A 22,931-nucleotide genomic window follows, 5' to 3' on the forward strand; every position below is an offset into this window, starting at 1 on the left:
CGTCGGCCGGCCCCCGCCCCGGGGCTCACGCCTCGGCCGCGTGCAGGCTCATCGGCCCGTAGATCTCCGTGGTGTCCTCGAACAGCCGCACCTGGTCTGCGCCGCCCTCCTTAAGCGCCTTCCAGTGCTCCCCGATCCAGGACTCGGCGTCCCCCTGGGTGGGGAACTCCTCCGGCGGCACCGCGGGCTCGACCTCCGTCCCGTCGGTCTTCTCGAACCGCCACGTCCATGCCGCCATGTACGCCTCCCATGTGTGTGAGCACACTGCACAGCGAAAGCCGGATCTTGGTCCGGCTCCTGACCTGAGCCTATGCGCTCCGCTGGGTGGGGCGTTATAGGCCTTCCGGGAGTGCGAGTGGTTGCGCGCGTGCGGGTCGTGGGGGGCTGGGCGCGCAGTTCCCCGCGCCCCTTGAGGGCGTCTCCATCACGCGTGTTCCATGTGCACGGGTGAGAATCGGGGCGTGGAACTGACTCTGCTCGGCACCGGCGCCCCCGCGGGACTCCCCCGCCCCGACTGTCCCTGCGCGGCCTGTGCGGCCGCCCTCGGCCCGGACGCGCGGGCGGCCACCGCGCTGCTCCTGGACGGGGCGCTGCTGCTCGACCTGACGCCCGGGGCAGCGTTCGCGGCGGCGCGGGCGGGCCGTTCCCTGACCGGCGTGCGGCAGGTGCTGCTGTCGCATCCGCACGACGGGCCGGCGGTCGAGGTGCCGGCCGGGCTGCCGCAACCCGGACGGGTGCCGGACGGACGGGAGTTGACGCTGCTGACGGGGCACCGGGTGCGGGCGGTGGCGCTGGACGCGCCGGGCACGGGATACGCGGTGACCGGGCCGGAGGGGCAGCGGCTGCTGTACCTGCCGCCGGGCGGGGCGCCGGCGGGGCTGGAGGAGCCGGCGGAGTCGTACGACATGGTGCTCGCGGACGTCGTGGGGCGGCCGGACGCGTTGGCGAAGCTGCGGGCGGTCGGCGCGGTGGGGGCGACGACCGATGTGGTCGCCGTCCATCTGGACCACGACGTGCCGCCGGGGCCGGAGCTCGGGCGGCGGCTCGCGGCGGCCGGGGCGCGGGCCGTGCCGGACGGGACGACGCTGGCGGTGGGGGTGTACGAGGACGTGCCGGACGTGCCGCGGCGGACGCTGGTGCTGGGCGGGGCGCGGTCGGGCAAGTCGGTGGAGGCCGAACGGAGGCTGGAGGCCTTTCCGGACGTGCTGTACGTGGCGACGGGCGGGTCGCGCAACGGGGACACCGAGTGGTCGGCGCGGGTGGCCGCGCACCGGGACCGGCGGCCGGGGTCGTGGCGGACGGTCGAGACGTGCGATCTGGTGCCGCTGCTGGAGGAGGAGGGGCCGCCGCTGCTCATCGACTGCCTGTCGTTGTGGCTGACGGATGCGATGGATGCCGCCGGGGCGTGGGACGACGCGGTGTGGGCGGAGCGGGGGGAGAAGGCGTTGCGGGAGCGGGTGCGGGAGCTGACGGAGGCGGTGCGTTCCACTCGGCGGACCGTTGTCGCCGTGTCGAACGAGGTGGGGTCGGGGATCGTGCCGTCGACTGCGTCGGGGCGGCGGTACCGGGACGAACTCGGGCGGTTGAACGCGGGGTTCGCGGACGAGTGTGAGCATGTGCTGCTGGTGGTGGCGGGGCAGGCCGTGGTGCTGCGGGGGTAACAGGTGCCGGGGGGCACGGCTGCCCGCAGCTAACCGGGCTTGCCGGCGATCAGGCGGTACGTGTTCGCGAAGCGGGTGCGGCGGGTCAGTGGGGCGATGAGGTGGTCTGCCACCGCCGCCAGGGCCACCAAGGGGATACCGGCTCGGAGCAGGGCCTCGCGGAGGTGTTGACGGGTCATGGGCGGCGGGATCGCTCGCCAGGGGGTGTCGGGGGCGGGGAGGGCGTGGGAGAGGGCCAGGGCCGTGGCGCCGGCGAGGTCGTGGGGGATGTGGACGGGGCGGTGGTCCAGGAGCGCGATCGTGCAGCCAGCCGCCTCCAGTTCCGCGCGGAGGTTGCGCGGGGGGAGCAGGTGCAGGTGGCGGGGCTGGTCGTAGGCGAGCCACCAGCGGCCCAGTAGCGCGGCGTACACGCTGCGCGGGTTCAGGGTCTCGATGAGCAGGTGGCCGCCGGGGCGCAGGACTTCGAGGGCGGCGTGGAGCTCCGCGCGGGGGTCGGGGACGCCCTCCAGGTGGTGGAGCATGCTGACCACGTCGTAGCGGGCGCGCAGTGGAGCCGAGATCCGGGGGTCCGTCAGGCGGCCCACGTGGGCCTCCTCGACGCGGTCGGCCGAGCGGGCGCGGACCACGCGCGGGGTGCGGTCGAGGCCGTCGAAGGAGGTGTAGGGGAAGAACTCCCGGGCTGTCGCGGGGAAGCGGGCGTGGCCCGTCCCCACGTCCAGCCAGCTCTCCGGCTCCCCGAAGCGGAGCATCGCGCGGGCGGCCGAGCGGTGGCGGAGCCGGCTGCCGCGCAGCGCGAGGAGGGTGTCGGCCGCGACGTCCCGGGGTGCTCCGCGCACCGTCCGGTGGTAGAGCGCGAGGCCCTCGAACGTGAGGCGGGGGTTCTGGAAGGTGTGGCCGCAGTCCCGGCACTCGTCGACGGTGAAGCTGCCCGGCTTGTACTGCCGCAGGTCACCGGTGCGCAGCCGGTTCCGCAGCCGGGCCGAGCCGCACCAGGGGCAGTCCTCTCGGCGCGGCTCGTGCGCCGGTGTCGTCGCTTGAGGGGTGGGAGGTGCGGAGGGGGCGGGATGTGCGGTCATGGGCGGCTCCCGGGCGCGAAGGCGTACGGCAGGGACGTCCGACGAACGACGTACGACAATCCGCTGCAAACCGGAACGTATGGGATGCCGATCCGGGGTGCAACGACGTCGCCACCGCGGAGTCGCGATGTGGCGCCCTGCTGTTCGATCGGTGCCGGTACTGTTCGGCGAATGAGCTCGCTTAATCTCGACGACTTCACCGATCTGATCGAGCGTCCGGACGGCGGGGTACGCCGTGACGCCGAGGCGCGCCGGGAGCGGCAGATCGTGCCGCCCGGGTCGCTGGGCCGCCTGGACGACCTGGGTGAGTGGCTGGCGGCGGCGCAGTCCGCCGTGCCGGTGCGGCCGATCGAACGGCCGCGGGTGGTGCTCTTCGCCGGTGACCACGGCGTCGCCGAACTGGGCGTCTCGGCCCGGCCCGCGGGCGGCGCCGGGGAGTTGGTGCGGGAGGTGCTGGAGGGCGGCCGGCCCGTGTCGGTGCTGGCGCGGCGGCTGGGCGTGCCGGTGCGGATCGTCGACATGGCCCTGGACTGCGATCCGGAGGCCCTGCCCGAGGACGTCGTACGGCACCGGGTGCGGCGCGGCAGCGGGCGCATCGACGTCGAGGACGCGCTGACCCTTCAGGAGGCCGAGGCGGCGTTCCGGGCCGGGGTCGCGGTGGCCGACGAGGAGGCCGACTCCGGTACGGATCTGGTGGTGCTCGGCGATGTGAGCGTCGGCGGGACGACGGCGGCGGGCGTGCTGGTCGCGGCGCTGTGCGGGGTCGACGCGTCGGTCGTCACCGGCCGGGGCGGGCTGGCGATCGACGACCTGGCGTGGATGCGCAAGTGCGCGGCGATCCGCGACGCGCTGCGCCGGGCCAGGCCGGTGCTCGGGGACCAGTTGCAGTTGCTGGCGACGGCGGGCGGGGCCGACCTCGCCGCGATGACGGGCTTCCTGTTGCAGAGCGCGGTGCGGAAGATGCCCGTGGTGCTCGACGGGGTCGTGACGGCCGCGTGCGCGCTGGTCGGGCAGCGGATCGCGTTCCGGGCGCCGGACTGGTGGCTGGCCGCGCACGACAGCGGCGAGCCCGGGCAGGCCAAGGCGCTGGACCGGATGGCCCTGGAACCGCTGCTGACCCAGGGCGTGACCGTCGGCGAGGGCGCGGGCGGCCTGCTCGCGCTCCCGCTGGTGCAGGCCGCGGCCGCGCTGGCGGCGGAGCTGCCCGAGCAGCCGAAGGAGTCCGAGGCACTGGAGAGTGCCGAGGCCCCTGAGGTCGCGGAGGCTTCTGAGGTTCCCTCCGAGCAGTAGCGTTCCGGGAGATCCAGGTCACGCACACCTGGCTCAACTTCGTCCCCCTCCGGTCGGTCTTCGCCCATGTACCGACACCGGACGAGGACGACCGATGACCACGCTCGCCCGCTGGGCCCGCGCCGAATGGGGGCCGCTGTACGCGGCCGTGCGCGGGCCGCTGCGGCAGCGGCGCCTGCGGGCCGTGCCGATGGCGGTCGCGGCCGTGTGCCTCACGGCCGCGCTGCATTTCGCGCACAGCCGGCCGTGGGGCTACCGGTTCGTGCAGGACATCGGGGCGGTACGGGCCGAGGATCCGCTGTGGCTCGCGCTGCTGCGGACGCCGCTGTCGCTGTTCGTGCCCGCGCTGGACCTGCCGGTGTGGGGCGCGCTGGCGCAGATCCTGCTGGTGTTCGGCATCGCGGAGCTCTGCCTGGGCCGGCGGCGGACGCTGCTCATGGCGTACCTCGCGACGCTCGCGGGCACGCTGTACGCCCGACTGGGCGTCCGGCTGGGCCCGGACGTCCCGCTGGGGCTGCCCGCCGCGGACGCGCGGGTCGTGGACACCGGGCCGTCGGCGGCCGTGGTGGGGCTGGCCGTCTACCTGGGATGGCGCTACCGCGCGTACTTCACGGCGGGGGCGGTGATCGTGGCGATGGTGGCCGAGGTCGCCCTGAAGGAGAACCTGGCGGGCAAGGAGCACCTGGCGGCGATCGCGGCGGTGCTGGTCGTGTGCGCGGTCGGCGCCGTGCGCCGGCGGCGCGTCAGCGGTGTTCGAGGGACCGGGCCGGCTCGGGGTCGGGCGCGCCTCCGATCCAGTCCTGGAAAGCGCGCCGGGGGCCCAGCCAGCGGCGGTCGTGGTGGTAGGCCCGCAGGCTGGACTTGGCGCGAGCGCGGGGGCGGCGCCGGTAGAAACGCTTGGCCCAATAGGAACCGGGGCGGGCCAGCCGTACGGCGCCGATCAGGGCGATGACGGGGACGATCACGCCGAAGACCGCGAGGCGGGCCTTGCCCTTGAACAGGGCGATGAGGGCGAACACGAAATTCACGACGACGTTCACGATGACGGTGGCGCGGTTCTGCTCCTGGTCGTCCGACAGGTCGTTGACGCCCAGGGGCGAGAAGCCGATCAGGAGCAGTCCGACGAGGGAGGCGGTGAGGACGACCATCTCGACGCTCTTGCGGCCGGCCTCGGTCCAGTAGACGTCGGCCAGGTGCAGGACCAGGGCGAACTCGTCGAGGACGAGGCCGGCTCCGATGCCGAAGATCACCGCGGCCAGCGCCGAGCCGAAGCCGTGCTGCCCTCCGGCCACCGCGCCGAAGCCGCCGACGATCGTCAGGATGACGCCGGGCACCACGTGGTGGACGTGGACACCGCCGCTGCCGCTGATGTTGCGGAAGGGGCCCTTGCCCGCCCGGATGAGGCGGGTGATGCCCCGGGTGATCAAGAAGGTCAGCACGAAGGAGACGAGAGCGAGAAGCAACGGCAGCTTGCCGGGTTCCATGATGTTCCGCTCGAACCATCCCATATGCGAACTTTATCCTCGGCCACCATGCCCGCTCTCCTGACCGGCCGGTAGCCTGCGCCGGTGCCCAGAACCTCGCCCCTCGACGGTCTCCGCTTCGCCTTCGGCACGCTCACGGTGTTCCCGGTCCGGGTGACCCGGTGGGACCGGGAGGCCGCGCGCGGCGGCATGCTGTGCGCTCCGCTGGCCGGGCTCGCGGTCGGGGCGGCCGCCGCCGCCGCCGGACTGGTGCTGCTGTTCCTCGGTGCGGGCGGGCCGCTCGCCGCCGTGGCCACCGTCGCCGTCCCCGCCGCCCTGACCCGGGGACTGCACCTCGACGGGCTCGCGGACACCGCCGACGGGCTGGGCAGCGGCAAGCCCGCGGAGGACGCCCTGCGGATCATGAAGCAGTCGGACATCGGGCCGTTCGGTGTCATCACCCTCGTCCTCGCCCTGCTCGCCCAGGTCGCCGCGCTCGCCCAGGCCTACGACGCCTCCTGGGCCCGGGGCGCGTGCGCCGCCGTCGTCTCGGCGACCGTCGCCCGGCTGGCCCTGACCCTCGCGGCCCGGGCCGGGGTGCCGGCGGCGCGGCCGGAGGGGCTGGGGGCGGCGGTCGCGGGTGTGGTGCCGGTCCGCGGAGCGCTGCTCGCCGGAGTCGCCGTGACGGGCGCGGCCGCGGCGGTCGCCGCCGTCCTCGGGCCGTACGACGTCGCCCGCACCGCGCTCGCGGTCCTGCTCTCCCTGGCCGCCGCGGAAGCACTCCTGCGACACTGCACGCGCCGCTTCGGCGGGATCACCGGGGACGTGTTCGGCGGCCTCGCCGAGACGGCGGCGACCACGGCGCTGGTCGTTCTGTCACTGGGCTGAAACGATCTCCTCGTTCCCTTCCTGCCCGGGCCGCCCAGCCGCTAGCTTCCTGCCTCGAACACACAAGTGATCGGGGGATGTTCATGCCGAAGCTGCGCCGTGCCGTGGCCTGGTCCGTCGACTTCGCGCTGGTGGTGGCGCTGGCCTCGGCGCTCGCCGTGCTCACCTTCCACCGGGTCTCCGCGCTCGTCACCGACGTGCCCGAGCTCGCCACCCGCAGCGGACTCGAACTGCTGACCTCGCGCGGCGACGTGCTCGACGCCTCCCAGGACCTGGGGCTGAGGCTGTGGGACAAGTCGGTGCTGTACGTCGAGCAGGCCTTCGGGCTGCTGGTCCTGACGGTGTTCCTCTACCAGTGGGCCTGTCTGGCCCTGGCCGGGCGGACGGTCGGCAAGGGCCTGGCCGGACTCAGGGTCACGCCGCGGCTGCCGCGCCGGGCGGCGCTGCGGGCCGCCGTCACCACCGTCGCGGACGTCGCCGTGTACGCGGTGGCCTGTGTGCTGCTGGTCGAGGGGCAGGTCGTGCTGTCGGTGCTGGTGTGGGCGGTCGCGGTGGTGCTGTTCCTGCTGAACGCGCTGCCGGTCCTCTCCCCCGCCCGCCGGTCCCTCGCCGACCGGGTGGCGGGCACGCAGGTCACCGGGCTCGGGCTCAGCACTCCTGTCGCCACGCCCCTAGTTCGTGCTTCTTGAGCAGTGAACTCAGGCGCAGGCGGCGGGATTCGGCGCAGAAGCGGCCGGTGGGCACCTCGTACTCGACGTGGAAGACGGCCTTGCCCGCCTCCACGAACGGCTTCAGGGCCGCGCACTCGCCGTACTGGGCGCACTGCTCGTTGACCGCGAAGTCGAAGTCCCCGACCAGTTCCGGGATCTGGTCCAGGTCGTTCTTCAGGCCGACGGCCAGGCCCCGGTCGTGGGCCAGACGGGCGATGAGCCGGTTGTAGCGGAGCTGGTCGGCGGCGGTCAGCGGGAAGCCCGTGTCGTTGCGGTAGCCGTCCATGTTGTCGGGTTCCACCGCGTCGAAGCCCTTGTCGCGGCACATGTCCATACGGGCCGCCATGAGCGGCTCCAAGACGTCGGTGCGGCGGATGTCGAGCCAGCGTTCACCCTCCCAGCCGTTGCCCCGGCCGAGGACCGGCTTCGGGAACTTCTCCGCGTCCGGGCGGAACTCCTCCCAGGCGCCCGTCGACAGATAGCAGATGACCTTGCGGCCCTCGCGGTGCAGCCGGGCGACCGTGTCCTCGGAGTGGTCGAAGCCGTCGATGTCGTAGACCGGCACGTCGACGGAGGCGTCCAGGCGCCCGCTGAGCTGCCACTGCCAGGCCGTGCCGGGGCGGGGCTGCCAGCGGGGGCCGGGCTTGTCGTCGGGGCCCTGGGTGCAGCCCGCGAGCAGCAGGACGAGCAGGGCGGCGAGCAGGGGGCGTCTCACGGGGCGTTCTCCGGGTTGTGCAGGGTGTACGGCAGTGTGCCCCAAGGATGATCTCCGGTGCCGGGCACCGCGCAGTGCACCGCCGCGCCCCGCTCCCGTGCCAGGCCCTCGGGGTCGGCGCCGGGCGGCACGCCGTACACCAGGTGGCACAGCCGCACCCCGCCGCCGCCCGGCCAGGGCTGGGGAGACAGAGCCTGGTAGGAGGCCCAGGTGCCCTCGAAGGTGACGAGGACGTCGGCGATGCGGGCGTAGCAGGGGTGCGGTGCCGTGCCGTGGTTGAGGACGAGGGTGCCGCAGCCGACGCCCCAGGCGGCCACCGCCAGCCGCTGGTAGTGCTCGAACTGCTCGGGCCCGGCGGGGACCTGGTCGAGGAAGGCGCCGTCGGTGCCGTACCAGTCGCGGTGCCGGGTGAGGTCGCGGACGACGTCGGTGGCGGCGCGGCGGCCGTAGTCGGTGTCGGCGTACCCCAGCACCCGGACGCCCGCCCCCTTCAGCCGGGCGGCGACCTCGGCGAAGGCCGCGTCGGGGCGGTCGCCGGGGCCGCTGGCCGGGTTGAGGACGACGCCGTAGAGGCGGGGCGCGGCCGCCACGATCGCCTCCCATTCGGCGGGGCGGGCGGACGGGTGCTCGTAGTACGGGACCAGGAGAGTGCTCATCGGTGGGCGGTTGCCCTCCCCAGCAGCGCGCACACCAGGACGGCCTGGACGACGGCCGCCGCGCCGTACACGGCCAGGCCCGCCGTGTGCGGGTCGCCGGTGCGGGTGGCGATGAGCAGGCTCTGGACGAGGGCCGCGGCGCAGCACACCGCCGTCGCGCCGGTCACCGCGCCGAACGACTGGAGCAGCAGGCCGGTCCAGAGGACCACGCCCAGCAGGAGCAGCCCGGCCAGCCGGACCCCGCCCGGGACCGGGGAGTGCGGCCACAGGAGGGAGGCGGTGAGGCTCAGCGCGAGCAGCGCGGCGAGATAGGCGGCCAGGCACTGGGCGACGGTCAGGACCGTGGTGCGCCAGAAGTCCCGGGCGGTGCCGCTGGAGCGCAGTCCGGCGAGGCTGTCGCTGCGGAAGCGGTACAGCAGCCACTCGGCGGGGCCCATGCTGAGGGTGAGCGCCACGGCGGCGGGCGCGGCGACCGCGCTGTCCGTCTCCCCGGCGAGGACGTCGCCGAGCGCCGCGTACAGCACGAGGACGCCGGTGGCGAGCCCGAACAGGGCATACGGCAGGGAGCCCGTGAGCCGGGGTCCGGCGGGGCTCCGGTGCGCGGGGGCGGTGCCGAACCCGCCGAAGGGCAGCAGGGCGACGAGGCCGGCGGTCCAGCCGCCCTCGCCCGGTTCCTTGAGGGCGGGTGCCACTTCGCGGACGGCGAGGGCCGCGACCGCCGCCAGGGAACCCAGCAGCAGGGCCAGGCTCGCGGCCTCGGGCAGCGGGTCGACCAGGGACAGGACCGCGCCCATCGCCATCGGCGCGAGCGCGGCCAGCAGGAACCGTTCGCGGCCCATCACCAGCAGCACGGTCGCCGCCGCCAGATAGCAGGACTGCCCGGCGGCGAAGGCGACCACGGCCGGGGCGGCGCCGCCCGCGAACGCCAGGGCGACCAGCGAGCCGAGCAGCGCGCCGGCCGGGGCACCGAGCAGCAGGGCTCGCCGGGCGGCCGTCCGGTCGCCCAGGCCCAGCCAGGCGTACGCCCGGTGGGCGAGGCCCTGGTTCCATGTCCAGCCGCACAGGGCCCCGGCCAGGAGCGGGACCGTGCCCGCGGGGAGGCCGAAGTCGCCGGGGCCCGTGAACAGGGGCGCGCCGAGGACGTAGGCGAGGCCGGGCAGGGCGAAGACGAGACCGCGCAGCAGGCAGCCGAGCAGGCCGATCCGCCAGGGGTCGTGGAGGGGGCCGTCGGGCTCGGGGTAGCGGCGCTCGACCCGCTCGTAGAGGGTCTCGGCGAGCGCGAGGGAGTTCTTCACGCCGTACCGTTCGCGTATCTGGTCGTCGGAGAGGCCGTCGGACTCCAGGAGCGCGGCTATCTCGTCCGGGTGGACGGCCGCGGCTATGAAGTCCTCCAGGCGGTCGGCGAGTTCGTCGACCGGGTCGGGCCGGGCCCAGCTCGGGGTGCGCTGCCGGGGAATGCCGGGGAGGGTGTCCGGGCGGGAGCCCGGGGGCAGCCAGACGCTTCCGCTCACCAGCCGGCTCCGTCCGTCGCGACGGCGGCGTACCAGGGGTCGCGCAGTTCCAGCGTCCAGTCGGCGACGGTCTCCAGCGTCGGCTCGTAGACCTCGTCCTCGCCCGCGAGTTCCTTGTAGATGGTGCGGAAGGCGTCCACCGAGCGGCGCAGCGTGAACCGGTCGATGACGCGCTGTCTCGACAACTCCCCTAGTTCGATGCGCCGTTGGTCGTCCTTGAGCAGGGTCAGCGCGGCGGCGGCCATCTTCTCCGGCTCGCGCGGGGGCACCACGAGGCCGGTGTCGCCGACGGCCTCGCGCACTCCCCCGACGTCCGTCGAGACGGTCGTACGGCCGCACGACATGGCCTCGATGATGGAGAACGGGAAGCCCTCGGAGATCGACGACAGCATGACGAGGTGCCCGGCCGCGTACGCGCGCCAGACCTCGGTGATGCGGCCCTCGAAGGTCAGGCCGTCGGTGACGCCCAGTTCGGCGGCGAGCTTCTCCAGACGGGTGCGGTAGGCCTCGCCGCCGGGCGGGACCGGGCCGAAGAGCCTGAGCCGGGTCGCCGGGATCTCGGCGCGCACCATCGCGTAGGCGCGGATCAGGGTCTCGAGGTCCTTGATGGGGTCGATCCGGCCGCACCAGGACAGGGTGGGGACCCCGGGCTCGGGGCCGGCGTGCGGGAAGGCGGCCGGGTCGACGCCGTTGTAGACGGTGCGGATTTTGTCGGCGTCGGCGCCGCCGCGCTCCTCCCAGCGGCGGTTGTACTGGTTGCACGGCGTGATCAGGTCGGCGGCCCGGTAGCCGTAGGAGTTCAGCTCCCGGTAGAAGCCCAGCATGAACGCCTTCACGGGCCAGCGCTGGGCGTCACGGCGGTAGCCGAGGTAGCGCTCGCGCAGGTAGATGCCGTGCTCGGTGAGCAGGAACGGCACGCCGTCCAGGTGGCGGGCGGCGAGCGCGGGCAGGGTGGCGAGGCCGCTGCTGACGGCGTGCGCGACGGACTCCTCGGGGATGCGGACGCCGAGCGGGCGCAGGGCGTGTTCCAGCAGGTCGGTAGCGGTGAGCGCGTCGTGCACGGTGGGGCGGGCGGCGGCCGTCGGCAGATGCGGCATCGTCCATATCCACATCAGCGACCGCAGCGCCGACTCGGTGCGCAGGGCCGCCGGCAGGCGTCCGTCCCGGGCGAGTTCGGCCAGCTCGTTCAGGGACTCGCCGAAGTCGGCGTGCGAGCCGGGGTCGAGGAAGGAGAGCAGGAAACGCTCGTAGGTCTCGGTGAAGCGGCGGCGGGCCCTGCCGTACGGGGGCCTTCTGCGGCCGGGGCGCGGGCCCCAGGTGGGGACCGAGGTGTGGGCGTAGACGTTGGGCGGCAGTTCCCAGGTGACGGGTTCGCGGCCGCTGCCGGTGAGCGAGACGAGGTGGAAGTCGACCTCGGGCATGCCCTTGACGAGCTGGTCGCACCAGGTGCTGACGCCGCCGTGGACGTGCGGGTAGGTGCCTTCGGTGAGCATGGTGACATGACGGCCTGTTCGCCTCATGCGGTGTTTCCCCCTGTATTGCGGATGGTGTGCGGGGAACTGCTTGCCCGGATGCCGAGTGCGGGCCTCGTGCGGGCTGGTCGCGCAGTTCCCCGCGCCCCTTTACGGCAGCTTCAGTGTCAGAGCCGACTGGAGTGCCGCCGGGGTCGTCCAGGCCGAGCGGGCTCCCGCGTACGGGGTGCCGAACGCGCTGGTGCCCAGCAGCAGTTGCTTCTGTGTGCCGTCCGGCGCGGTCACCGGGATCTGGGTGCCGGACGGTGCCGTGACCGTGACCGTGTTGCCGATGCGGTACGCCGTCACGCGGCCGTTGGCCAGGGCGATCTGCCAGGCGGCGCGGCGCTGCACCTCCGTGCCGATGGCGCTGTGCCGGGGGTTCTCCAGCGGGGTGTTGTCGGCGAACAGGGCCCGGTAGTCGTCCAGCACCTTCTCCATGACCGGGTAGAGCAGCCGGTCCTCGGCCAGATTGGACTGGTGCGCGTAGTGCGGCCGGGGGTCGCCGGCGAGGACGTGTCCGAGGGCGGTGCGCGCCTCCTGCGGGACGATGTGCTCGGCGTAGCCGGTGGCGGGGTCGAGCGGCTCGTCGAGGCAGGTCGAGGTGGGGTTGTCCTCGCAGACGCCGCTGCCGCCGTCGGCCCGCGAGGTGTAGACCCAGTTGTACTCGTCGGCCATCTCGGCCGCCGTGCCCACGTTGTAGTACACGTTCATCGGATGGCGCGGGACGGTGAGGGCGTTGCCGATCGCGCGCTGCTCGGGCTCGCGGGAGTTGTCCGAGGCGACCCACCTGACGCCGGTGTCGGCGAGCGCGCCGGCCAGGTTGGGGTTGTCGGCGGGCTGCTGGGGCAGCGTCCTCAGGCCCGAGTGCTCACCGGTGACCAGTTCCGTGCGGTCGACGGGAAGGCCCTTGTTCACGGCCCAGGCGTGGTTGTCGCGGATCTGCGCGGCGATCTCGGCGCGGCTCATGTACTTGGTCGAGCCGTCGGCGTTCTTCGCGCAGCTCCACGGCACGGTGGAGGTGTCCTGGACGCAGCCGAGGAAGGGGTGCGTGTAGGTGTGGTTGACCCAGCGGTACTGCGCCTTGTCTGCGAGCAGCCGGTCGGTCAGCGCGTCGGTACCGCCGTGCTCGGTCTTCCACTCCTCGCCGGAGCCGGCGTTGTAGACCATGTCCATGGTGAAGCCGTGCTCGCGCTGCCACTGGGCGGCGTGGGCGGCGTCGGCCGCGGTCATGCGGATCGGCGTGGTGCCCTCGCCGTCGCCGCCCGCGCAGTCGAAGTCGCCCGGGGTGCAGTCGCGCTCGGTGTCCCAGCGGCTGTCCGGGGCGAACACGTCGTCGATGTGCACGGCGAAGGAGTTGCGGGTCCGGCCCAGGTGCACTCCCTGGGTGAGCCACTCGACGATGCCCCGGGCCAGCAGCCGGAACTGCTGCTGGTTGCCGTTGTAGGCGAAGGTCACGACGAGTTCGCGGCGGCCGTCGTGGTCGTATTCGCCGACGAGGCTGCCGCGGCCGGCGCCGCCGGGCACGGGGATGTCGACGTAGCTGGTGAAGCCGGCGCGGGGCCGGGCCACGTAGCCGTAACTCTCCTGAACGGACGCCGAGTTGTCCTCGAACCGGAACGCGCCGTCGAGATAGCCGAACCAGCCCGCCTTCCCGGCCGCCGTGACGGATGCCTCGCGCCCGTCAAGAGTGCCCGCCCAGCCACCCTCGCTGGTGTAGTCGAGGCCGACCTCCGGGTGCGCCCAGGTGTAGGCGTCGACCTGCGGGATGCCGTACGTCCGCTCGAAGGTCTCCAGGGCGGTCTGCTCGGCGGAGCCCGCGCCGAACGGGGATTCGTTCGGCAGGACGACGCCCTGGTACTTGGCGCGGGGACGGCCGTCGACCGTGTCGCTCAGGAACGACTCGGTGATCTTCGGACGGTCCGCGTCGTTCAGGTCGACGGTCGTGTACGGGACGCCCGTGCTCTTGAGCTGGGCGGCGACGGCCCGGACGGAGCTGTCGCCGTTGTCCACGACCAGCACCTTCAGATCGATGCGTGGTGCCTCCGCGGCCGCCGCCCCCGGCGCCACCGCCCCGGCCGTGATCATGCCCGCCGCCGTCACCGCTGCGGCCGTGTTTCTCCACTTGCGCGCACGCTGCGCCATGGTTCCTCCCCCTGAAGATCCCAGAGATCCCCTTGCGGTCGAACAGAGGAGGATCCGTGGAAATCATGCAAAGCGGCGAGCAGGGCGCTCACCGGATCCCGACGAGTGTGACTCAGTTCACCGACATGAAGGATCAAGAAATGGCCACTACGCCACCGTCAGGTGAACGCCCGCAGGCATGAGCGAACACGGCCACGCGCGTAGTCTCGTCGTCGAGTGTTCGCCGCACCGGGGAAGGCCCCGTGATACCCGAACCCTGAGGTCGCAATAGGGTCGGCTGTCGGGCCCGGTCGACCCACACCGTTCGACCACAGCAACTTCACATCGGAAGCGAGATTTCACCACCGTGACTGCTCTCACTCTCAGCACCGCCGCGGCGCCCGGTCTGCGGGCCGACGCCATCGTGATCGGTGTCGCCAAGGGTGCCAAGGGGCCGGTCGTCGCGCCGGGCGCCGAGGCCGTGGACAAGGCGTACGACGGCAGGCTCGCCGGCGTTCTGGAGACCCTCGGCGCCTCCGGTGCCGAGGGCGAGGTGACGAAGCTGCCGGCGCCGTCCGGCTTCAAGGCACCGCTCGTGCTGGCGGTGGGCCTCGGCCCGGTGCCCGAGAAGGACACCGCCTACGACTCCGAGGCCCTGCGCAAGGCCGCCGGCATCGCCGCCCGCGCCCTGACCGGGTCAAAGAAGGCCGCCTTCGCCCTCCCCCTGACCGACGCCGCCGACGCCGGCGCGATCGGGGAGGGCGCGCTGCTCGGCGCGTACTCCTTCGACGCCTACAAGGACAACGGCAAGGACCCCAAGGCGAAGAACGGCAAGGCCCCCCTCGCCGAGGTCGCCCTGCTCGGCGGCAAGCCCCGCGACAAGGCGTACAAGGCGGCCGTCGAGCGTGCCGTCGCCGTGTCCGAGGAACTCAACCGCGCCCGCGACCTGGTCAACACCCCGCCGAACGACCTGAACCCCGAGTCGTTCGCCGCGATCGCCCAGGCCGCGGCCAAGGAGCACGGCATCAAGGTGCAGGTGCTCGACGTGAAGGCCCTGGAGAAAGGCGGCTACGGCGGCATCCTCGGCGTCGGGGCGGGCTCGGCGGCCGGTCCGCGCCTGGTGAAGCTGTCGTACACCTCCTCCAAGGCGAAGAAGCACCTCGCCTTCGTCGGCAAGGGCATCACGTACGACTCGGGCGGCATCTCGCTGAAGCCGGCCGGTCACAACGAGACGATGAAGTGCGACATGAGCGGCGCGGCCGCCGTGTTCGCCGCGGTCGTCGCCGCCGCGCGCCTCGGCCTGGAGGTCAACGTCACCGGCTGGCTGGCCCTGGCCGAGAACATGCCCTCCGGTTCGGCGACCCGTCCGGGTGACGTGCTGCGGATGTACAGCGGCAAGACGGTGGAGGTGCTCAACACCGACGCGGAGGGCCGGCTGGTGCTGGCCGACGCCCTGTGGGCGGCGTCCCAGGAGAAGCCGGACGCCATCGTGGACGTCGCGACGCTGACCGGGGCGATGGTGCTGGCGCTGGGGAACCGGACGTTCGGGATCATGGGCAACGACGACGCCTTCCGCACGGCGCTGTACGAGGCCGCTGAGGAGGTCGGGGAGCCGGCGTGGCCGATGCCGATGCCGGAGCACCTGCGCAAGGGGATGGACTCGCCCACGGCCGACATCGCGAACATGGGTGAGCGGATGGGCGGCGGACTGGTCGCCGGGCTGTTCCTGCGCGAGTTCGTGGGCGAGGGCATCACCTGGGCGCACCTCGACATCGCCGGGCCGGCCTTCAACGAGGGCGGGCCGTTCGGGTACACGCCGAAGGGCGGCACGGGCAGTGGCGTGCGGACGCTGGTGCGGCTGGCGGAGTTGACGGCTGCGGGTGATCTGGGCTGATCGTCGCCCAGTAGCCCGGTCTCGCCTGTGGTGTGGCGAGTGCGGGGGCGTGGGGGGCTGGTCGCGCAGTTCCCCGCGCCCCTAAGGGCACGACCCCGCCGTCCGTCATCCCTTCAGGGCGCGTCTCATCTGAACGTGGGGCGTCTCACACAGCAGCCCGGCGTCTCCTTCTGTGCTGACAAGTGCGAAGATGGGGCTCGGCAGGACAGGGCCCCACCGAAGGGCCGAAGAACGAGCGGCCGGACACCAGCCGCCTGCCGGTCAGTGAAGACCGGCGTACGGCGCACATGCATGGAGGACGTGACGTGGCGAACGACGCCAGCACCGTTTTCGACCTAGTGATCCTCGGCGGTGGCAGCGGTGGTTACGCCGCGGCCCTGCGCGGGGCACAGCTGGGCCTGGACGTCGCCCTGATCGAGAAGGACAAGGTCGGCGGCACCTGCCTGCACCGAGGATGCATCCCCACCAAGGCCCTGCTGCACGCGGGTGAGATCGCCGACCAGGCCCGCGAGAGCGAGCAGTTCGGTGTGAAGGCCACCCTCGAGGGCATCGACATCGCCGGCGTCCACAAGTACAAGGACGGCGTGATCGCCGGCCTCTACAAGGGGCTCCAGGGGCTCGTCGCCTCCCGCAAGGTGACCTACATCGAGGGTGAGGGACGCCTGTCCTCCCCGACCTCCGTCGACGTGAACGGCCGGCGCGTCCAGGGCCGCCACGTGCTCCTCGCGACCGGCTCCGTGCCGAAGTCGCTGCCGGGTCTGGACATCGACGGCGACCGCATCATCTCCTCGGACCACGCCCTCGTCCTGGACCGCGTGCCGAAGTCCGCGATCATCCTCGGTGGCGGTGTCATCGGCGTCGAGTTCGCCTCCGCGTGGAAGTCCTTCGGCACCGACGTCACCATCGTCGAGGGCCTGAAGCACCTCGTCCCGGTCGAGGACGAGAACTCCTCCAAGCTGCTGGAGCGCGCGTTCCGCAAGCGCGGCATCAAGTTCAACCTGGGCACCTTCTTCGAGAAGGCCGAGTACACCCAGGACGGTGTCAAGGTCACCCTCGCCGACGGCAAGGAGTTCGAGGCCGAGATCCTGCTCGTCGCCATCGGCCGCGGCCCGGTCTCCCAGGGCCTGGGCTACGAGGAGCAGGGCGTCGCCATGGACCGCGGCTACGTCCTGGTCGACGAGTACATGCGCACCAACGTCCCGACCGTCTCCGCAGTCGGCGACCTCGTCCCGACCCTCCAGCTCGCGCACGTCGGCTTCGCCGAGGGCATCCTGGTGGCGGAGCGCCTGGCCGGTCTGAAGACCGTTCCGATCGACTACGACGGTGTCCCGCGGGTGACGTACTGCCACCCCGAGGTCGCCTCCGTCGGTATCACCGAGGCCAAGGCCAAGGAGATCTACGGCGCGGACAAGGTCGTCGCTCTTAAGTACAACCTCGCCGGCAACGGCCGGAGCAAGATCCTGAACACCGCGGGCGAGATCAAGCTCGTCCAGGTCAAGGACGGTGCCGTGGTCGGCGTCCACATGGTCGGCGACCGCATGGGCGAGCAGGTCGGCGAAGCCCAGCTGATCTACAACTGGGAGGCGCTGCCGGCCGAGGTCGCGCAGCTCATCCACGCACACCCGACGCAGAGCGAGGCGCTCGGCGAGGCCCACCTGGCCCTGGCCGGCAAGCCCCTCCACTCGCACGACTGATCCCTCGGTCGACGAAGCGACGACACAGACTTCCGCACTTTCCGTAAGGAGCAACCGAAACCATGGCGGTTTCCGTAACCCTTCCGGCGCTCGGAGAGAGCGTCACCGAGGGCACTGTCACTCGCTGGCTGAAGGCCGAGGGTGAGCGCGTCGAGGCCGACGAGCCGCTGCTCGAGGTGTCGACCGACAAGGTCGACACCGAGATCCCCTCGCCCGCCGCCGGTGTCCTGGCGTCCATCAAGGTCGCCGAGGACGAGACCGTTGAGGTCGGCGCCGAGCTGGCCGTCATCGACGACGGCACGGGCGCGCCCGCTGCCGCCCCGGCCCCGGCCGCCGAGCAGGTCGCCGAGCCCGCTCCCGAGCCGGCCGCGGCCGCCCCGTCCACCGAGCAGGCCGCCCCGGCGCCCGCTCCGACCGCCGACGCCGCCGCCGGCGGCGGCTCCGCCCAGGGCACGGACGTGGTCCTGCCCGCGCTGGGCGAGTCCGTCACCGAGGGCACCGTCACCCGCTGGCTGAAGTCGGTCGGTGACAGCGTCGAGGCCGACGAGCCGCTGCTCGAGGTCTCCACCGACAAGGTCGACACCGAGATCCCGGCGCCCGCCTCCGGCACGCTGCTGGAGATCGTGGTCGGTGAGGACGAGACCGCCGAGGTCGGCGCCAAGCTCGCCGTCATCGGCGAGGCGGGTGCCGCTCCGGCCGCCGCCCCGGCGCAGGAGGCCCCGGCCGCCCCGGCCCAGCCCGAGCCCACCCCGGCTCCGGCTCCGGCTCCGGCTCAGCCCGCCCCGGCGCCGCAGGCTCCCTCGGCCCCGGCTCCGCAGCAGCAGGTCACCCCGGCTCCCGAGCCGGCCCCGGCCGCTCCTGCTCCCGCCCCGGCTCCGGCCCAGGCACCGGCCGCTCCGGCCGCCGCCCAGCCGGCCGACGACGGCGCCTACGTCACCCCGCTGGTGCGCAAGCTCGCCGCCGAGCACGGCGTCGACCTGTCCACCGTCAAGGGCACCGGCGTCGGCGGCCGTATCCGCAAGCAGGACGTCATGTCCGCCGCCGAGGCCGCCAAGGCCGCCGCCGCTGCTCCGGCCCCTGCCGCCGCCGCTCCGGCCGCCGCCAAGAAGGCCCCGGTGCTGGAGGCGTCCCCGCTGCGCGGCCAGACCATCAAGATGCCGCGGATCCGCAAGGTCATCGGCGACAACATGGTCAAGGCCCTGCACGAGCAGGCCCAGCTGTCCTCGGTCGTCGAGGTCGACGTCACCCGCCTGATGAAGCTGCGCGCCCGTGCCAAGGACGCGTTCGCGGCCCGTGAGGGCGTCAAGCTCTCCCCGATGCCGTTCTTCGTCAAGGCCGCGGCCCAGGCGCTGAAGGCGCACGCGCCCATCAACGCCAAGATCAACGAGGCCGAGGGGACCATCACCTACTTCGACACCGAGAACGTCGGTATCGCGGTGGACTCCGAGAAGGGCCTGATGACCCCGGTCATCAAGAACGCCGGTGACCTCAACCTCGCCGGTATCGCCAAGGCCACGGCCGAGCTGGCGGGCAAGGTCCGCGCCAACAAGATCACCCCGGACGAGCTGTCCGGCGCGACCTTCACCATCAGCAACACCGGGTCGCGCGGCGCGCTCTTCGACACGATCATCGTGCCCCCGGGCCAGGTCGCGATCCTGGGCATCGGTGCCACGGTCAAGCGCCCCGCCGTCATCGAGACGGAGGACGGCCCGGTCATCGGCGTCCGCGACATGACGTACCTGACCCTCTCCTACGACCACCGCCTGGTGGACGGCGCCGACGCGGCCCGTTACCTGACGGCGGTCAAGGCCATCCTGGAGGCAGGCGAGTTCGAGGTCGAGCTCGGCCTCTGACCTTCCTCACGGCTGTACGGTGCCCCGTCCGGATTCCCGGGCGGGGCACCGTCGTACCTGAGGGGCGCGGGGAACTGCGCGATCAAGCACAAACGACCCGCGGCCGCCCGAAGGCCGTCCGGCCCGAGCTCACACGCGTCACAGGCACCGTGTGCGCCTCATCTCACCTGCACGACAGCACCCTCGTCGGTCTCACCCGCGGTGTGAACCGGCCGTATTGTCTAAACGTCAATCCCGCCTAAGGAGCCTTCATGACCGCGCCCGTCATCCACTCGCTGCGCGAGCAGATCCGCGAGCACATCCTGGAGGGGATCATCAGCGGACGCTGGCAGCCGGGCGAGCGGATCGTGGAGCGCCGCATCGCGACCGAACTGGAGGTCAGCCAGACCCCGGTCCGCGAGGCCCTGCGCGAACTGGAGTCCCTCCGCCTGATCGAGTCGGCTCCGAACAAGGGCGTCCGCGTCAGGAACCTGACGGCCGCCGACCTGGAGGAGAGCTACCCGGTCCGGGCCGGCCTGGAGGCCATCGCCGCGGAACTGGCGGCCCAGGGCCTCGCCGAGGACTGCTCGGCCCTGGAACCCCACGTCAACGCCCTCTACGAGGCCGACCGCGTGTCCGACGGCACGGCCCAGGTCCGCCACACCGTCGCCTTCCACCGCGAACTGGTCCGCGCCGCGGGCAACTCCGTCCTGCTGCACACCTGGGAAGGCCTCGGCATCGAGGTGTTCACGGCCCTGTCGATCCGCTGGCTGGGCACCCAGCAGCAGTCGTACGCCGAGGAGCACGAGGAGCTGGTCGCCGCGTTCAAGCGCCGCGACCCCCGGATCGCGGAACTCGTGAAGGCGCACGTCCTGGGCTGCGCGCCCCGGGCGTGACACCCGAGCACTCGCCCGCTCAAACGCCTCCGACCTGCGAAAATCGTTCGAAAAGCCGTCACCGCGTGCCACCTCCGGAGGCACCCCGTGCCTACTTTCTCGTGATCAAGAGGTTTTGCTCCTCAACCCTTTGATCGATCATCGATCAGCGAGTTACAGTCGCCGACGGGCTTGCCACCCAAGCTCCAGCCCTGTCCTGCCAAAGACAAAGGGCACCCCCGATCCCCTTACGTGAGGGAACCCCCTTCGACTGAGGAAGGCGGCGACATGACCGACCCCAACGCCATCCAGCCGAGCGAGCTCGACCAGCTCCCGGACCGGGACCCGGAGGAGACCGCCGAATGGCAGGCCTCCCTGGACGCGGTGACCGAGGCGGCCGGGCCGCACCGTGCCGCGTATCTGATGCGGCGCACGCTGGAGCGCGCCGAGGGCGCCGGCATCGCGCTGCCGAAGCTCCTGGAGACGGACTACGTCAACTCCATCCCCACCGCCGCCGAGCCGGCCGTGCCCGGTGACGAGGCGATGGAGCAGCGGATCACCGCGTGGAACCGCTGGAACGCGGCCGCGATGGTCACCCGGGGCAGCAAGTACGGCGTCGGCGGCCACATCGCCACCTTCGCCTCCGCCGCCTGGCTGTACGAGACCGGCTTCAACCACTTCTTCAAAGGCAAGGAGGCCGACGGCTCCGGCGACCAGCTCTACATCCAGGGCCACGCCTCCCCCGGCATCTACGCCCGCGCGTTCCTCGACGGCCGTCTGAACGAGGAGCAACTCGACAACTTCCGCCGCGAGTCGGGCGGCAACGGCCTGCCCTCCTACCCGCACCCGCGCCGACTGCCCTGGCTGTGGGAGTTCCCGACCGTCTCCATGGGTCTGGGCCCGCTCTCCGCCATCTACCAGGCGCGCTTCAACCGCTACCTCACCAACCGCGGCATCAAGGACACCTCCGCCTCGCACGTGTGGGCGTTCCTCGGTGACGGCGAGATGGACGAGCCCGAGTCGACGGCGGCCCTCGCGCTGGCGGCCCGTGAGGAGCTGGACAACCTCACGTTCGTCATCAACTGCAACCTCCAGCGCCTCGACGGCCCGGTCCGCGCCAACTTCAAGATCGTGCAGGAGCTGGAGGCCCAGTTCCGCGGCGCCGGCTGGAACGTCATCAAGACGCTGTGGGGCACGGCCTGGGACGAGCTGTTCCGGCTGGACACCACGGGCGCGCTCGTACGCCGCCTGCGCCAGGTACCGGACGCGCAGATCCAGACGTACCAGACCCGCGACGCCGCCTACATCCGCCAGGACTTCTTCGGCGGCGACCCGGCGCTGGCGGAGATGGCGAAGCTGCTGAGCGACGACAAGATCCTCGAGTGCTTCCACTTCTCGCGCGGCGGTCACGAGGCGCGCAAGGTGTACGCCGCGTACAAGGCGGCCGTCGAGCACAAGGGCGCGCCGACCGTGATCCTGGCCCAGACGGTCAAGGGCCACACCCTCGGCGAGGGCTTCGCGTCGAAGAACGCCAACCACCAGATGAAGAAGCTGACGGTGGACGAGTTCAAGAACATGCGCGACCTGCTCGGCCTGCCGATCAAGGACAGCGACTTCGTCGACGGCGTGGTGCCCTACGGCCACCCGGGCGCCGACTCCCCCGAGGTCCGCTACCTCCAGGAGCGGCGTGCCGCCCTCGGCGGTCCGGCCCCGGCCCGCCGCGTCCACCCGGTCGCGCCGCTGCCCGCCCCGGCGGAGAAGGCGTTCGCCTCCTTCGACAAGGGCTCCGGCTCGCAGAACGTGGCCACCACCATGGCGTTCGTCCGCCTGGTGAAGGACCTGGTCCGCGACAAGGAGACCGGCAAGCGCTGGGTGCCGATCGTCCCGGACGAGGCGCGCACCTTCGGTATGGAGAGCCTCTTCCCGTCCCTGGGCATCTACTCGCCCAAGGGCCAGACGTACGAGCCGGTCGACCGCGACCAGCTGATGTACTACAAGGAGGCCCGCAACGGCCAGATCCTCAACGAGGGGATCACCGAGGCCGGTTCGATGGCCGACTTCATCGCCGCTTCGACGTCGTACGCGACGCACGGCGAGACGATGATCCCGTTCTACATCTTCTACTCCATGTTCGGCTGGCAGCGCACGGCCGACCAGATGTGGCAGCTCGGCGACCAGCTCGGCCGCGGTTTCCTCGTGGGCGCCACGGCGGGCCGTACGACGCTGACCGGTGAGGGCCTCCAGCACGCCGACGGCCACTCCCCCGTCATCGCCGCGACGAACCCGGCGGCGCTGACGTACGACCCGGCGTTCGCGTACGAGGTCGCGGCCATCGTCAAGGAGGGCCTGCGCCGGATGTACGGCGAGGCGGCCCCGGGTGAGGACCAGAACGTCTTCTACTACCTGACCGTCTACAACGAGCCGCTGCCGCAGCCCGCGAAGCCGTCCGTCGACGGCATCGACGAGGGCATCGTCAAGGGCCTGTACCGCTTCAACACGGCGGAGTCGGCGGGCATCACGCCCCCGGCCAACGCCCCGCGGATCCAGCTGCTCGGCTCCGGTACGGCGATCCACTGGGCGCTCAAGGCCCAGCAGCTCCTTGCCGAGGAGTGGGGCGTGGCGGCCGACGTCTGGTCGGCGACCTCGTGGAGCGAGCTGCGCCGGGACGCCCTGGAGGCGGACGAGGCGCTGCTGCGCGGCGAGGAGCGGATGCCGTTCGTCCGGCAGGCGCTCCAGGGCGCCGAGGGCCCGGTGCTGGCGGTCTCCGACTACATGCGCCAGGTCCCGGACCAGATCGCGCAGTGGGTCGAGCAGGACTGGTCCTCGCTGGGCGCCGACGGCTTCGGCCTCTCGGACACCCGCGAGGCGGCCCGCCGCCACTTCGGCGTCGACGCCGAGTCGATCGTCGTCGCGGCCCTGGCCCAGCTCGCCAAGCGCGGCGAGGTCAAGGCCACGGCCGTGAAGGAAGCGCGCGCGAAGTACGGTCTGTAAGAGCTGCGAGGCAGGAGGCTCCCGCTGCGGCGGGGGCCTC

At 72.4% G+C, this 22,931-nt stretch carries 18 protein-coding genes and 1 pseudogene; 11 read left to right on the forward strand and 8 right to left on the reverse strand.

The genetic code is table 11. The features are described from left to right. Nucleotides 1-25 precede the first annotated feature (25 nt). The gene (locus CP976_RS12510; RefSeq protein WP_150480423.1) at nucleotides 26-238 is read right to left on the reverse strand and encodes a hypothetical protein; all 213 of its coding nucleotides are present in this window, start codon (nucleotides 236-238) and stop codon (nucleotides 26-28) included. A gap of 223 nt (nucleotides 239-461) precedes the next feature. On the opposite strand from CP976_RS12510, the gene CP976_RS12515 reads away from it, so the two are divergent. After that, nucleotides 462-1,661, forward strand: a complete 1,200-nt coding sequence (locus CP976_RS12515) for a bifunctional adenosylcobinamide kinase/adenosylcobinamide-phosphate guanylyltransferase (RefSeq protein WP_150480424.1) — start codon at nucleotides 462-464, stop codon at nucleotides 1,659-1,661. A gap of 29 nt (nucleotides 1,662-1,690) precedes the next feature. Here CP976_RS12515 and CP976_RS12520 read toward each other — a convergent pair whose 3' ends face one another. Next, entirely contained in the window at nucleotides 1,691-2,737 is a 1,047-nt protein-coding gene (locus CP976_RS12520; RefSeq protein ID WP_150480425.1) for a class I SAM-dependent methyltransferase, read from the reverse strand. A gap of 171 nt (nucleotides 2,738-2,908) precedes the next feature. Here CP976_RS12520 and cobT point away from each other — a divergent pair, with 171 nt between their 5' ends. Together cobT and CP976_RS43275 are read left to right on the forward strand one after the other, a co-directional pair. Further along, nucleotides 2,909-4,027 carry a nicotinate-nucleotide--dimethylbenzimidazole phosphoribosyltransferase gene (gene cobT, locus CP976_RS12525; RefSeq protein WP_150480426.1) on the forward strand — a complete coding sequence of 373 codons (1,119 nt, stop codon included), beginning with the start codon at nucleotides 2,909-2,911 and terminating at the stop codon, nucleotides 4,025-4,027. 94 nt (nucleotides 4,028-4,121) lie between these two features. Beyond that, a pseudogene (locus CP976_RS43275) lies at nucleotides 4,122-4,784 on the forward strand (hypothetical protein); the annotation flags it as partial. Here CP976_RS43275 and CP976_RS43645 read toward each other — a convergent pair. After that, the gene (locus CP976_RS43645; RefSeq protein WP_150480427.1) at nucleotides 4,771-5,535 is read right to left on the reverse strand and encodes a hypothetical protein; all 765 of its coding nucleotides are present in this window, start codon (nucleotides 5,533-5,535) and stop codon (nucleotides 4,771-4,773) included. The pseudogene CP976_RS43275 and the gene CP976_RS43645 sit on opposite strands and share 14 nt — an antisense overlap. A gap of 60 nt (nucleotides 5,536-5,595) precedes the next feature. On the opposite strand from CP976_RS43645, the gene CP976_RS12540 reads away from it, so the two are divergent. After that, entirely contained in the window at nucleotides 5,596-6,378 is a 783-nt protein-coding gene (locus CP976_RS12540) for an adenosylcobinamide-GDP ribazoletransferase (protein ID WP_150480428.1), read from the forward strand. Nucleotides 6,379-6,461: 83 nt separating this feature from the next. Then, nucleotides 6,462-7,067 carry an RDD family protein gene (locus CP976_RS12545; RefSeq protein WP_150480429.1) on the forward strand — a complete coding sequence of 202 codons (606 nt, stop codon included), beginning with the start codon at nucleotides 6,462-6,464 and terminating at the stop codon, nucleotides 7,065-7,067. Here the strand turns inward: CP976_RS12545 and CP976_RS12550 are convergent. The 5 genes from CP976_RS12550 to CP976_RS12570 form a co-directional block, all read right to left on the reverse strand. Next, nucleotides 7,027-7,803, reverse strand: a complete 777-nt coding sequence (locus CP976_RS12550; protein ID WP_150480430.1) for an endo alpha-1,4 polygalactosaminidase — start codon at nucleotides 7,801-7,803, stop codon at nucleotides 7,027-7,029. The genes CP976_RS12545 and CP976_RS12550 overlap by 41 nt on opposite strands. Continuing rightward, nucleotides 7,800-8,459: a spherulation-specific family 4 protein gene (locus CP976_RS12555; protein WP_150480431.1), complete on the reverse strand. Its 660-nt coding sequence runs from the start codon at nucleotides 8,457-8,459 to the stop codon at nucleotides 7,800-7,802. The genes CP976_RS12550 and CP976_RS12555 overlap by 4 nt, the downstream gene beginning before the upstream one ends. Further along, nucleotides 8,456-9,970: a hypothetical protein gene (locus CP976_RS12560; RefSeq protein ID WP_150480432.1), complete on the reverse strand. Its 1,515-nt coding sequence runs from the start codon at nucleotides 9,968-9,970 to the stop codon at nucleotides 8,456-8,458. Before CP976_RS12560 ends, CP976_RS12555 begins: the two co-directional genes overlap by 4 nt. Then, nucleotides 9,967-11,490, reverse strand: coding sequence for a GT4 family glycosyltransferase PelF (gene pelF / locus CP976_RS12565; RefSeq protein ID WP_150480433.1), 1,524 nt, complete (start codon nucleotides 11,488-11,490; stop codon nucleotides 9,967-9,969). Before pelF ends, CP976_RS12560 begins: the two co-directional genes overlap by 4 nt. Before the next feature lie 102 nt (nucleotides 11,491-11,592). Continuing rightward, nucleotides 11,593-13,626, reverse strand: a complete 2,034-nt coding sequence (locus CP976_RS12570) for a hypothetical protein (RefSeq protein ID WP_150480434.1) — start codon at nucleotides 13,624-13,626, stop codon at nucleotides 11,593-11,595. A gap of 56 nt (nucleotides 13,627-13,682) precedes the next feature. Between CP976_RS12570 and CP976_RS44335 the strand changes: the two genes are divergently transcribed. The 6 genes from CP976_RS44335 to aceE all read left to right on the forward strand — a co-directional run bounded on the left by CP976_RS44335 (nucleotide 13,683) and on the right by aceE (nucleotide 22,891). After that, nucleotides 13,683-13,808, forward strand: coding sequence for a hypothetical protein (locus CP976_RS44335; protein WP_268250133.1), 126 nt, complete (start codon nucleotides 13,683-13,685; stop codon nucleotides 13,806-13,808). 164 nt (nucleotides 13,809-13,972) lie between these two features. Beyond that, nucleotides 13,973-15,499 (forward strand): leucyl aminopeptidase, encoded by a 1,527-nt coding sequence (locus CP976_RS12575; RefSeq protein WP_086850448.1) that lies wholly within the window; start codon nucleotides 13,973-13,975, stop codon nucleotides 15,497-15,499. A 305-nt stretch (nucleotides 15,500-15,804) separates the two neighbouring features. Beyond that, nucleotides 15,805-17,193, forward strand: coding sequence for a dihydrolipoyl dehydrogenase (gene lpdA / locus CP976_RS12580; RefSeq protein ID WP_150480435.1), 1,389 nt, complete (start codon nucleotides 15,805-15,807; stop codon nucleotides 17,191-17,193). Nucleotides 17,194-17,255: 62 nt separating this feature from the next. Then, nucleotides 17,256-19,046, forward strand: coding sequence for a 2-oxoglutarate dehydrogenase, E2 component, dihydrolipoamide succinyltransferase (gene sucB / locus CP976_RS12585; RefSeq protein WP_150480436.1), 1,791 nt, complete (start codon nucleotides 17,256-17,258; stop codon nucleotides 19,044-19,046). 251 nt (nucleotides 19,047-19,297) lie between these two features. Beyond that, nucleotides 19,298-19,921 (forward strand): GntR family transcriptional regulator, encoded by a 624-nt coding sequence (locus CP976_RS12590; RefSeq protein ID WP_150480437.1) that lies wholly within the window; start codon nucleotides 19,298-19,300, stop codon nucleotides 19,919-19,921. Between the two features lie 267 nt (nucleotides 19,922-20,188). Beyond that, a complete protein-coding gene (aceE, locus tag CP976_RS12595) occupies nucleotides 20,189-22,891 on the forward strand; it encodes a pyruvate dehydrogenase (acetyl-transferring), homodimeric type (protein ID WP_150480438.1) in 2,703 nt (900 codons plus the stop codon). The last annotated feature ends 40 nt before the right edge of the window (nucleotides 22,892-22,931 follow it).

This window comes from Streptomyces coeruleorubidus (genome assembly GCF_008705135.1).
GTDB lineage: Bacteria > Actinomycetota > Actinomycetes > Streptomycetales > Streptomycetaceae > Streptomyces > Streptomyces coeruleofuscus.